This window comes from Mycobacterium parascrofulaceum ATCC BAA-614 (genome assembly GCF_000164135.1).
In the GTDB taxonomy this organism is placed as follows: Bacteria; Actinomycetota; Actinomycetes; order Mycobacteriales; family Mycobacteriaceae; genus Mycobacterium; species Mycobacterium parascrofulaceum.
In genome coordinates, this window is record NZ_GG770554.1 from 384616 (window position 1) to 396647 (window position 12032).

Below are 12032 nucleotides of genomic sequence, written 5' to 3' on the forward strand. Positions count from 1 at the left end.
ACGACCACGACCGCGGTCAGCGCACGGCGGCGACGGAACACCGCGCGGATGAGCACGAACCCAATCCCGATCGGGTCGGCCCTCGGATCCAGATCGTTGGCCACGTGCCGGGCGATGATCAGCACGGCGGGTTTGAGCCACGGCCACCGTTCGATGTAGCCGTCCATGGCCTCGGACAGGGTGCAGCCGTCTTCGGCGACGAACACGTTGTAGGCGATCGCGACGACCAGCAGCGCGGCCACCGCGAGCCAAAACAAGTCCGCCGGCATGGGTTTCCTGCTCACAGGTCAGCGATCAGTTCGGCGGGCGGCGCAGGGTACGTCTCTCCGGGGTGCTCGTCGCTGATCCACCGGATTACGATCCGCAGGTAGACAACGGCTTTCCAGTAGAGGCGGTCGGAGCGGTCGGCGCGTTCCCGATCGGCTAGCGCCCGCATCTCGGCCTGACCGAGGCGTTCGTCGTTCTTCTCGACACGGCCGCGCAGTGAGTCGATTTCCCGGTCTTTGGCATCGACGAACCGCGCCCAGTCAGCGTTGGATTGCTCGCGCTCGGCGGTGACCGCGCGCCGCATCTCGGCCACGGCCGCGACGAGCGCGGCGTCGGCTTGGCGTTTCGCGGCTTCGGCTTCGTCCTTAGCGGCTTCGGCCTCGTGTTTTGCCGCCTCGGCTTGCTCCTGGGCGGCCTCGGAGTTCTTCAGGGCCGCAACGGCATGCGTGTTCTTGCTGCGCCGTTCAATGCGGATGCCGATCAGCGTGCAGACCGGCACCAGTGCCGTGAAGACCCCGCCGATCAGAGCAACGAGAACAGTTTCACTCACCGCCGTGGGCAGCATCGGCGGCGCTCGCCGCGGTCGTGGTGTGGACGTTGGCGGCCCATATCCCCGAGCTGATGATCGATCCGACGACCGCGGCCGCCATGAGCGCCCACAGATGGTTGGCGCCCCCGATCCCGACGAGCAGGGCCTGCACCGGAATCAGCAGCCCGGAGACGTAGGTGCGCCACCCGGCCGGCGCGAAGACCGCCGCCAGCGCCGGGGACAGGGCGGCGATCGCCACCGCGCTCCACAACGTGGCGCGGTCCTGAGACAGGCGGCCATCCTTCACCAGCTCGAGCAGCACAGCGGGGACGGCGACGTAGAGCATGGCGCGGAGGTTGTTGAACAGCGGCGTCGACAGAAACGCCTTGATGTACGCGAGCACCTGCATGGGACGGGTTTCCTTTCGGTGTCGTACGCGAGCACGGGGGGTGTGTGCGAGCGCATCGAGTGTGTGGGGGATCAGCGGCGGAAGCCGGCGACGATGTCGCAGGCGACTTGGATGCCGTTGCGGCCGCCGAACTCGGCGCGCGGGGTGTAGTAGTCGCCGTGCGCCGCGACGCCCTGGATGTCGCCGAGCAGCGTCAGCAGCTGCGGCAGGTTCGTCAGAACGCCCTTGACCGTCAGCAGCTCGATCAGCTTGGGATCCGGCGCCTCAGTCGAACCCATCACCCCGCCGAGCAGCTGGCTGATCTGGCTGATCGGCAGCCCGGACTGTGCGCCCAGGATCGTGGCCGCCAGCGGGTTGCCCAGCCCGGCCAGCCCACCAAGGAACGGCGCCACCAGATTGAGGATCGCCGGAATGATGATCTGCGCGGAGTAGATCACGAACGACAAGCTGGTGTCGGCGCGAATGAACCACTCGTAGAACAACGGCCGAATTTCGTCGGCGTCGGCCGCGTAAAAGTCCGGTGCCGGCGTTTCCACGGTGATCGACCAGGTGATCGCGTTGAGCCAAGCCGGGTACACGATGCGCGAGATGCCCCAGCCGACAGGGGTATTGCCGACCTTGGTCCTGCCGGGCTGACGGCCGGGGCTACCGCACAGCAGCGCTCCGTTGATCCGGTCGCGCAGTACCGCGTACTGGCCACCGTCGCCGAAGTGTGTGTTCAGGAACCGCAGCATGAAGTCGGCCGACTGGCTGTAGCCCAGAAACCAGAGCTCGACATCGATGCCGTTAACCAGCACGGCATTCGGGTCGGCTTGGCGCTTGGCCAGCGACGCCTGGAAGTCGGGGTTGATCGAGAGCAGCCGCAGCTGCTCGGCCTCGTAGAGAGCGTAGATGTCGAGGTAGCTGTTGGCCGGGTCGCCGCCCATCAGGCCCAGGTATCCGCCGATCGGGTAGCCGACGGGCTGGTGGTTGATGTGCAGCACTTGCTTGGCCCACTCGCCGATATCGAACGGCGGGCCCACGTTCCAGGGCGCCCCGCTGCCCGGCGCGGAGTAGGCCCAGATCGGCCGTCGCGGGATGACGACCTTGAGGTCGATCAGATCCTGGTCGGAGACGATGCCGTCGACGACCTGGCCGGTGCGCGACTCGTATTCCTTCTGCCAGCTGGCTGCCCGCTCGCCGAACACGTTGGTGTCGGTGGGCAGCGGGCCGTGCAGCCGGGCGTACAGGCCGGGGTGATCGGTGGTGCCGCCGAACATGGCGTTCATCACCTGACGCCAACGCAGCACGGTGTCGTTGGCGTCGCCGAGCTTGAGGGTCATCGCCGCACTGATTTCTTCGGGGCGGCATTCTTCGCCGCGGGGTCGGTTAGCGCGGTGACGGTGCGCAGGATCTTCGCGATCGCGGTCCGCTCGTTGTTCGGTCGGCCTTGTGAGTCCTGGCCGAGGTCGGCGTCAGCGTCCCAGTCCGGGCGCGACACGTCGGCCTGCTCGCGCAACCACCGCACGCCGTCCAGTAGTTCGTGCTGCTCTTCGGGGGTCAGGGCGTCCAATGGTCCTCCTTGGTCGGTGGCGGTAGTGGTAGGGACAAGGCCAGCGGCGAGCTGCTGCGCATCTTCTCGGCTGGGAAGCCCTGCGCCCCAATCTGATCCGCTGGGATTGCGGGTAAAGATGCGTGCAGCGACAAGCGCTTGCTGCTGCGGGGTGGCGAGTCTCGGACTGGGCGCGAATTCTGTACCGCCGTTCGCCTGCCATGTCCTGGGGGTGATCTGGAACAGTCCCTCTGCTTCGTTGCCACCCGAGTTGACGTCGATGATCTGCTGGATGATCGTTGGGTTGCCGCTCGACTCGCGTTTGATGAGGTGATCCCAAGCTGGGCTTGAGGAGCCCCACGTGCCGTCTCCGTTGTCGACAAGCGGGACAGTCAGAACGGGCGGCGCGTCCCCTCGGCGCGTCGAGAAACCATCCGAGCGGATCTTCCGCTTGATGAAGTCGTCCACGAACGGGTTGCCGTAGGTGTTGATGTTTCCGCCGTTGGCCAAGGACGCCAACTGGAAGTGCATGGCGTCCTTGGGGTCTGACCAGTCGTTGCCCCAGAAGACGGTACCTTCGTACCAGTCGAGCAGCGCACGGACCTTGGCCAGCTTCGCCGCGTCGAAGCCGGCGTCAGCGATCTGGAATGGGTGTGAGTTCCAGTTCAGATCCATTGCGGTACCTGACAGGTGGTTCGAGTCATCGACCGAGTTAGTTGCCGTCCAGCAAGCAGAGTCTGCGTCGCGGAGCGGCTCGACTTCTGCGTTGAAGTCAGCGGCGAATGCCCGCAGGATCTGAAGCGGTTGCCCGTTCTGGATCTCCAAGGACACGTCCGTACCGGGCACGGTCACCCAGGTGCAGGAGCCCTCATCGACCATAGGCCAGCCGTTAGACGACCAGTCGTTTCCGTAGACAGTGCGACGCGCCATTATGCAGTTACCTTCCCGTGGAGGATCGTCGCGTCGCCCTGCTCGGCGAGCAGCTTCTGGAAGTCGGCGAAGCTGATGGCGAAGTAGCCGCCCGGCTTACAGCCCGCCCACGCGTCCTCGTCGCCCCAGGAGTTGCGGAAGATGATCACCTCCGTGGTGAAATCGATTCCGCACGCGAGGTATTCGTGGCCGCCAGCGATGTTCGACTGCGTGAGCCGGCCGACCTTGACCAGGCCGTTGCGCGGCTTGAACATCGTGTTCGTCCACAACGTGCCGACGATGACGGGTGTGGTCTCGAGCGCCGCTTGCAGCGCCGAGAAGCTGAACGTGTGCGAGTAGCGGTCCAGGTAGCCCAGCTGCACGGCGGCCTTGGCAACCGACAGGCCATCGCAGCCGGTGTCCGTCGGCGGGTACTGGCCAGGCTGGTCATCCAGCCGCGTACCCAGCGAGTAGATCGCGACAGCGTTCTTCTCGGTGAGCGCCTTGCCCTTGTTCGTCGCCTGGCGCACCGCGTTCGCGAAGTTCGTGTTCAGCCACTGCGCGGTCGCGTTTCCGGTGCAGCTCCCCAGGTCGCCCTGGTTGAGCGGCGCGATTGCGCTGTCCCAGAACGTGTTCTTGCGTTTCGGCTTCGCCTTGCGGGGCAGGAACTCGTGATCCAACGAGCGGGAGTCGTGGTGGACATGCCTACCCAGCCGGGGATCATTGTGGTCGTAACGCACGATCGAGATTCGGTGCATGAAAAGCTGGCCTTTCGTGTGCGACAAAAAAGCCGCCTTGGCCCGGCGGCGAATTTCTGAAGGGGGCTGCTATTGCTTGGATTTCGACTTCGTCTTGGTGTTCGTGCGCGCTACAGCCACCTCGGCGACGGCGTCGTTGTAGCCCTTCAGCCACCAATAGGTGTAGGGGTAGTTGTTTTCCGAGGTCTGCCCGTACGGTTTGGGCTCGGTCGCGTTGGCCGCAGTGGCCGCGTCGCGGCCGGCCTGCTTACGTGCGCTGATGTTGACTTCGCTTGGTCCCAAAGGCATTTCACCGCTCCTTATAGCTTGAAGATCCAGTCGAAAATGATGTTGATGTCGCCCCCGTTGGGGGTGACGGGCAAACCTGAGACCGCGGAGTCGTGGTAGGAGAGCAACGGCGAGGTGGCGGGGTCGCCGGTGTCTTTGAAATAGGCGACAGCCTCGCACGGGTCACCGGTCACCGCGGAGAAGGCGTAGGGACTGGTGGCGTCGAACACTCCGGCGGTGGTGGTTTTCCCTGTCAGGTTCGGGCCGATCGCCACGCGGGCCGCGGATGGAATATCCGCGAGGAATTCGTCGGTGGCTTTGTCCCAGGCGTAGTCGGCGACGTCGAGAAGTACCGGTTTGATGTCATCCTCGGAGAGGTTGATCTCTCCGTTTGCGAACTTCTCGAGTGCCTTGTCGTAGAAATCGGTCATGGCGGGTCTGCCTTTCGTGTTGTGGAGCAACAAAAAACCGCCCACGCTAGCGAGGCGGCGACGGAGGAGGAGAAGTTCTTGTTTACGGGGTGGTGATGGCGAGTGAGCGCATCCGAGCTACACGGGCGGATCCCCCGGTGTTGATGCCGCCCCACCCGATGTATGCGGGTGTCAGTGCTGCGGTGCGGCTTTCACTGAGTACAGACCTCCACTCCAAACCATTGAGACTGTACTCAAAGTTGAGGTTGGTGCCGTCGTCGCGAATTCGATACCAATTAGGTACCCCCAGCAACGTGGTATTCGATCCACGGGTTGACGTGATGCCACTCAGTGCGTTGGCCCCGAATACGAAAGCACCGAACGCTCCGTTGTTTCCGGGGCCGAAACCCAAAAGGTTAGTTCCGCTGCTGGACAACAGAATCAGTCCAGCCAACAGGGCGTTGGAGCCCAATTCGGGAACCTCAACGAACGCCGTCGCCGTGTAGCCGCTGGTCGGAGACAGCGCCTTGTACTCGACACGCCAATTCCCGTCCGACGCAGGCATTGACAGCAGCCGGCCATCTCGGTCGGCCGTGAGTGCGGCACTGCCCATCGGCGTGGTCGTAAGGCCGCTGCTCGGCGGGTCCGCCATCGGAGGACCAGCGTGGCCGCCGATGCGGATCTTGCTCCACGCTGAGCCGTTGCTCAGGTACTCGGCATTGCAGTCAAGACACCGGTAAGTGCCACCGCTGTTTTCGGGCGCGGCTGCCGGGCGGGCAGAGCGGTTTCCGCACACTGTGCGGGCGTGAGTATTTGCATTGAGGTTACTACCGAGGCCATTGAGGTAGTCGGCATCGACGGTTTCGCCGATATTATCGACCCAGTCTGTTCTTATATCAGTCATCGTTATTTCCTTAGATATCAAAGGGAATGGTGTACGGAAGTCCGTTGTTGGGGTTGTCGACGGTCATCGCCCCGAACGCGCGCGGTGAGGGAACCCCGTCGAGGGTGACGACGTGCGCAACCCGCATGCCATCGAACGCCCGCGGCGACGCCACCCCGTCCAGGGTCACGTTTTGCGCCACGGTGAACCCGTCGAACTGCCGGGGGCTGTCAATGCCGTGGAGCTCGACGCCGACTGCCCCCGGAGCAACCTCGAACCCGCCGAACGTGCGCGGTGAGGCCACGCCGTCGACCGTGACGTCGAGGGTGACCGAGATCCCGTCGAACTCGCGCGGCGACACCACACCCACCAGCTCCACGTCCTGCGGCGGCCCGATCACCGTCATCGCCCCGAACCCGCGCGGTGAATCAACACCGTCTAGGAGCACGAGCAGTTCAATCGCCGTGTCCCCGAACGCCCTCGGCGATGAGACACCGTGGAGCGTGACGAAGGCCTCAGCCCACCAGCCTGTACCTGTTGCTGTGCTCATAGCGTGTAGGGCACCTTCAACGGAATGGCCGTGGCGCCGTCCTGGTCACCGATCGGCGCCCAGCGCAGCACCTCCATCAGCCCGAACGCGCGCGGGCTCTCGAGGCCGGGCATGCGCACGATGCTGGGCTGGATCAGTGTGGTTTCGGGGTACAGCAAGTAGGCGATCTCGTAGAACGTCTGAACGTCTTGGGCGGACATGTGGTTCATCATCACGACGATCACCGCCCCGTTCGTGGGGTTGGCGAACAGCGTGCACTTGTATCCGCCGAGGTTGCCGATCCAGCCTAGCCAGGACCCCCACTGGACCACGCCCAACCCGAACCCCATCCAGCCCTGGCCTTGCTCAGGGCCTTTGGGATCGAATTTCAGGTAGTCGACGAAGTTCTCGTCCCGGTACTGCTTCATCTCCGGGGTCAGTAGGTCGCCGTTGGCCAGCGCCCGCCCGAACTTGACTGCGTTGGCCACTGTGCCGTTCAGGGCACCTGCCGCGCCGGCCCACGAGGTGCTCACCGCGGTGAACTCCACCTCGGGCGTTGTTTGTACGCTGCCGTAGCCGGCGAGCGACAGAGCAGACTGCAGCAGGCCGAGTGAAGCGAGCAGTCCATATAGCGGTCCTAGCGTGGCTTGTACCTGGGACAGGGCGAGGTTAGCCGCCCATCCTCTGGCGTAGGGCGCCGTCATGTAATTGCCTGTGGGCCATTCGGTTTCGGTGAGACCGAGTGGGGTCAGGCAGTCCTCGTAGATGATTGTGCGGATATCGCGGCCGGTGCCGTACTGCGCGTCGCACCATTCGAGGATCATGCCCAGCAGGATGTAGTTGCTGTTTGAGTACTCGGATTGTGTTCCTGGCTCGAAAAGCGGTGTGTAACTGCGGATCTTGGGTAGCGGGTCGAACGTCGCGGTGGGGGTCAAAAAGTACGATTGGGCGACTGTGGCGTCCTGTTGCAGGTAGTCCTCGATGCCCGATTGCATCTGCAGCAGATTCTTGATCGTGATCTTGCCGCCGTTCGCCACGCCGCTGACGAACTGGTCGAGCTTGTCGTCCAGCGATAGGTGCCCGGCGTCGATCTGCGCCAAAATCAGTATGGCCGTGTACATCTTGGTGCAGCTGCCATAGCGCATCTTGTGGTCGATGGTCAGCGTCAGCCCAGTGGTCCGATCACCGCCGAACGCTTTGTCGTAACTGCCGTCCTCGGTGTAGATCCCGATGATCGCGCCGTCGGTGACGTCGTTGGGCTTGATGTACTTCGCCACTATCCCGTCGATCGAGTTCCGGGTCTCAAGTGGGAGGAGGTCCGTGGGTGTTGGATTGGTGGTGATCAGTGTCTCGCCGAGATCCCGCAACGACACCGGGTCTGTTTCGTGCCCGGCGTTGTCGATGGCGGTGATGGTGATCCGGTCGGAGTAGTCGGTGGCCGACATCGCCCCGACGTAGGGAAACGGCTGACCCTCGGGTATCGGAGTGCTATTGAGCAGTTGGCTGTCGAGCCGCACGTTATATCCCTTGAGGCCGCTGACGTTACTCATCGACAGCCCCGCTCGGCGTCAAGGTGAACCCGCTCGCGGTGACGTCCGAGATCGCCACGGTCATCGCGCTGGTGTCGGGCGGCGTGGTATCGCCTTCACCGCTGCCGGTTTCCTCACCGGGCAGCGCGCCCTTGCGGAACTGAATCCACGCCCGGGCCGGGCCGCCGGGGCCGCCCGCGCTGTAGAGACCGAACCAGGTGCCGCCATTCCCGGCGCCGCACGGCGCTGTCCCGGCCCCGCCAATCGCTGTCTGATCGCCGCCGCCAATGGCTTTGAGGCCGTTGTACTCAAAGGGACCCGGACCGTGGCCGACAGGGGCGCCGAGGACCGCAAGCCGAGTCCCCGAGCCGTCCACCCCGTCGTTCCCGACGATCGAGAAGCCGGGTATCGACAGCGTCGCACCGTCCCACGTGATGCTCGTGGGCCCGGTGAAGTGCGTGTCACGGACCCAGGTCACGGTGCTGAACGAGCCCGGGGTTCCGGGGTTTCCATACAGGCCCAGGAATCCGGGCGCTCCCTTGCCGCCGTGTCCGCCGACGATTGCGTCCACGTGATCGCACCAGTCGGCGATGGGGATGCTGGTAGGGCCAGTGAGGGCCTGCTGGAACGGGTCGTGATGGTCCGAGCCGCTGCCGGTGTCGACCGCGATACCCACCCACGGCACGTTTTGCGACCAGGTGAGCGCGGTCTTCACGATGGATGCTGGTGCGGTGCCCGGGGTCCCGGTGACCGGGTGGGTGGCGGCGGGGGCGCCGATCGGGGCGAGGGTGTTGATGGGCAGGCCCGACACGCGGCCGCGGATGGTGTGATTGCCGCCCACCGAGATGAGCCGGTAGCCGATGAGATCGCCCGCGACGACCCCGGGCGGGTCCGGGGCTTCGTAGGTGTGGAAAGCCCCTTGCGGCGAGGTCGCCGCAGGGTTGAGGAGCCCGACGATGTTCGCGGACTGGTGCAGCAGTTCGCCGAGGTCCCCGCTCGCGAGGTCCAGACGGTAGACCTGCACATAGAACTCGGTTATTCCAGCGACGCCCCAACCGATCCAGGAGATCGCGCCGAGCGCCATGCTCTCTTCGATGTAGTCGAACGCGATCAACGATGTGCCGGGCACGATGTCGAACTGCGTGGTGATCGATGACAGCGGGAAGTTCGACCGCTCCGACGGCAGCAGGCCGGCGTCGGCGGGCCGGTTGTTGCGGATCCCCGCCTGCTCCCACGCGAAGCGCCCCTGTGTGGCCCAGGAGCTGATCATGCCGACGAACTGCTCGACGTCGGCCAGCTCCGCGCCCGTGCCCGACTGCCCGACAGCGCCGGACACCACGGCGTCGACCAGACCCAAAACGGTCCCGCCGAGGGTGCCCGGCCCCAGCAGCCCCCGCACGAAATCGTTAGGAACGTTCTTCAGCGCCTCGATGAGCTCCGGCAGGGTGTGCCCGAAATCCGTTGCCCCGGTGAGGGTGTTGTGGATGGTGTCGACGAGCGCCTGCAGCCGGGTGAGGACATCTTGCAGCCCCTCGGGCAGCCCGGAGATCCAGTCAGCCAGCAGTTTGTTGCGGGCCGTCGCGTCGTCGAAATGCAGCGTTCCGGCGGCGGCGTTCTGGGTCAGCACGATCCGGCCGCGGATCTCGTTCACCGACCCATCCGCGGGCGCCGTATAGATGCCCGTGAGCTCCGCCCAGCCGCCCGCGGCGGTCGTTGGGCCCAACGTGGTGAGGACGACGGTGCCGATGTACGTCGCGGTGTCGCCGACCCGGTGGTACTGCTTGATGTGCAACTGGATCGGCGCGCCAGTGCCGGAGTAGCCTTCCCACTGCACGAACACCGACGGCGCGAACTGCTGGCCCGGAACCACCGCGGTGGGCACGCCGTGGATGGCTTTCATCGTGCCGTCGGCGATGACCCGCATGGAACCCGACCCGTCGGCGGTGCGCGTCACGCCCGCGTCGAACACCCACACACCGTTCCCGGCGATCGAGTCGGCGTTCGGGAACACGCCCAGCGGCCACAGGTTCGCGGCGAGCTGCGCCGGGTTCAGCGGCGAATTCCCCGACAGCAAGCCGCCGTTGGTGAAGATCCCGATGATCGCGCGGAGGGGCGTGAAGACCTCCTGAATCGTCAGGAGGCCTTGGTCAGTTCCGTCGTAGGTACCAAGGATCGCTTCGACGATCTCCACAACCGTGCCGATCACCGGCAGGTTCTCAAGGAAGTCCAGGAACAGGGCGGGGAGGTCTTCGGGGCCTTGAATGTCTGCGGGGTCTGCGGTTGCTACCCGCGAGTTCACCGCGGCCCAGATGCTCGTCAGGACACCGAACGGGGTGATGTCCGATGCCGGGTCTAGTCCTGTGGTGCCGCTGAATGTGCTCGGCATGCGTTCTACGGCACGGGATTTCATGGCAGCACCAGACATGTCCTGCAATGTAGAAGCCAGGTTTTCCAGAGTCAGCGCCGCCGCGGGCAGGTTAGTGACGCCACCCGGGGTTGTCACCGGCGCACCGCCCGCGCAGCCTTCGCGACACGTTTCGGGCACTTCGGTGCCGTCGCGGTCCGCGCAACGAACGGCGCGGACTGAGTCGGGCTCGGCGGATCCGGAAGCTTCACCGACTTCTGCCGCACCCCGTCAGTGATCCACGCCGGCGCGTGCACGGCCTCCGGGTCGATGTGCTCCGTCTGCCGAATCCCCAAGGCCACCAACTGTGCCGCCAGATCACCAACCACCGGTTGCAGCACGTGCAGCGGCATCTCAGTCGCCGTCAACAGCGCCGACGCCAATGCCCCGCCAACAGCTTTCGTCTGCGCATCGATATCGTCGGCAGCCGGGATCTTCTTCGGGATCACCGACTCTTCAATCGTCTTGTCCGCAGCGGCCTTCGCTGATTCCGGGGTAAGTCGTGGTTGGGTCACCATAGTCCGATCTGCTGCAAACCAGTCATGGTCTTCGACATCAGTTCCGCCAACCGCTCGATCGCGTCCTCGAACTTGCGGGCATCAGCGAATTGGGCCTCGATCTTCAGGGGCTGATGCTGGTCCCAGTCAAGGGTGAGTTTCTGGTTGCGGCGCACGTACACGGCGGGCATGAGGTATTTCGATGTTCCGCCGACGCGGTCACCGAGCCACCAGTGCCCGAATCCGTTGTCTCCGATCAGCCATGGGGCGGCGTTCGCCACTGTCAGGTTGAATACTGTGTTCGGGTCTGTCTCGCGTCGGCGTTGTCGGAGGTCCATGATGCTCGACGCGGTGTAGGCCTGCGTGACCTGAGTCGATGTGGTTTCGAGGTAGTGACCCCAGCCCTGGCTGGACACCCGCAGCAGCAGCGGGATGCTGATGTGTGCGAGGATTGAGTCGCGGTAGATCGGGTTGAGGAAGCTGTCGATCGCGCCACCCAATGATCCGACGCTCACGTTGAAACCGGCACCGTAGGAGATGACAGCGGATAGGTTATCTCCGAGGACGTCGCCGCCGTATTGTATTGCGGCTGAGATTAATTCGTTCACGCCTGGCATAGACTGGCCACCGACCGTGATGCGGCCTGGGCCGCCGGGTGAACGGGAGAACTCCGAGGTTTGGATGCCGGTTATGTCGCCGTCGCGGTACACCACGTAGGGATGCTGCGGTTGGGTTCCGAGGAAGCCTGGCAGTCGGTAGGCGTCGTAGACGGTGGTGGATCCTTCGCCGGTGAATAGGTCGTATTTGTCTTCGACGTAGTTGGACAGCAGGTCCGCGATGGTGCGTGTCAGGCCGAGGAGCAGGTTGCCGCCGATCGACGTGCCCTGCCGGAATCCCGATTTGTCGACGATCTCTACGAACAGGGTTCCTTGCCGCCAGTTCGTGCCGGCGCCGGGCCATGGTTCCGGGTCGCCGTCGAGGTAGCGGGTGAGTTTCCATTGCAGCTCAGCGTCTTCGAGGATGGGCGCGGCGACGTCGAAGATGGACGTGTTGATGCTACCCACGACCAATGCTAGTGGTGCGACGGAGTCTCCGAAATTCCTTGGCTTG

Annotated in this window: 14 protein-coding genes; all 14 read right to left on the reverse strand. The window is 64.5% G+C overall.

Annotated features, from left to right (window positions below; genetic code table 11):
* Positions 1–269 (reverse strand): DUF7427 family protein (locus tag HMPREF0591_RS33085; protein WP_007168779.1); only part of this gene is annotated, 269 nt, incomplete at its 3' end.
* A gap of 11 nt (positions 270–280) precedes the next feature.
* The gene (locus HMPREF0591_RS11825) at positions 281–832 is read right to left on the reverse strand and encodes a hypothetical protein (protein WP_007168780.1); all 552 of its coding nucleotides are present in this window, start codon (positions 830–832) and stop codon (positions 281–283) included.
* Complete coding sequence (locus tag HMPREF0591_RS30310) at positions 810–1205, reverse strand: phage holin (protein ID WP_007168781.1); 396 nt, start codon at positions 1203–1205, stop codon at positions 810–812. The genes HMPREF0591_RS11825 and HMPREF0591_RS30310 overlap by 23 nt, the downstream gene beginning before the upstream one ends.
* Positions 1206–1276: 71 nt before the next feature.
* A complete protein-coding gene (locus HMPREF0591_RS11835; protein ID WP_007168782.1) occupies positions 1277–2527 on the reverse strand; it encodes a hypothetical protein in 1251 nt (416 codons plus the stop codon).
* Positions 2524–3615, reverse strand: coding sequence for a transglycosylase family protein (locus tag HMPREF0591_RS30910; protein WP_007168783.1), 1092 nt, complete (start codon positions 3613–3615; stop codon positions 2524–2526). The genes HMPREF0591_RS11835 and HMPREF0591_RS30910 overlap by 4 nt, the downstream gene beginning before the upstream one ends.
* 50 nt (positions 3616–3665) lie before the next feature.
* On the reverse strand, positions 3666–4430 hold the full coding sequence (locus tag HMPREF0591_RS30320) for a C1 family peptidase (protein ID WP_157137497.1): 765 nt from the start codon (positions 4428–4430) through the stop codon (positions 3666–3668).
* Positions 4431–4472: 42 nt separating this feature from the next.
* Positions 4473–4691: a hypothetical protein gene (locus HMPREF0591_RS11855; protein ID WP_007168785.1), complete on the reverse strand. Its 219-nt coding sequence runs from the start codon at positions 4689–4691 to the stop codon at positions 4473–4475.
* A gap of 11 nt (positions 4692–4702) precedes the next feature.
* On the reverse strand, positions 4703–5101 hold the full coding sequence (locus HMPREF0591_RS11860; protein WP_007168786.1) for a hypothetical protein: 399 nt from the start codon (positions 5099–5101) through the stop codon (positions 4703–4705).
* A gap of 82 nt (positions 5102–5183) precedes the next feature.
* Positions 5184–5984, reverse strand: coding sequence for a hypothetical protein (locus HMPREF0591_RS32290; protein WP_007168787.1), 801 nt, complete (start codon positions 5982–5984; stop codon positions 5184–5186).
* A gap of 10 nt (positions 5985–5994) precedes the next feature.
* Positions 5995–6369: a hypothetical protein gene (locus HMPREF0591_RS11870; protein ID WP_040622373.1), complete on the reverse strand. Its 375-nt coding sequence runs from the start codon at positions 6367–6369 to the stop codon at positions 5995–5997.
* A gap of 140 nt (positions 6370–6509) precedes the next feature.
* Complete coding sequence (locus HMPREF0591_RS11875; protein WP_007168789.1) at positions 6510–8042, reverse strand: serine hydrolase domain-containing protein; 1533 nt, start codon at positions 8040–8042, stop codon at positions 6510–6512.
* Positions 8035–10446 carry a hypothetical protein gene (locus tag HMPREF0591_RS11880; RefSeq protein WP_208857750.1) on the reverse strand — a complete coding sequence of 804 codons (2412 nt, stop codon included), beginning with the start codon at positions 10444–10446 and terminating at the stop codon, positions 8035–8037. Before HMPREF0591_RS11880 ends, HMPREF0591_RS11875 begins: the two co-directional genes overlap by 8 nt.
* Positions 10447–10520: 74 nt before the next feature.
* A complete protein-coding gene (locus HMPREF0591_RS11885; RefSeq protein WP_007168791.1) occupies positions 10521–10943 on the reverse strand; it encodes a hypothetical protein in 423 nt (140 codons plus the stop codon).
* The coding region (locus HMPREF0591_RS33870; protein ID WP_482804717.1) for a Gp37-like protein at positions 10937–12032 on the reverse strand (1096 nt) is incomplete at its 5' end. The genes HMPREF0591_RS33870 and HMPREF0591_RS11885, both read right to left, overlap by 7 nt.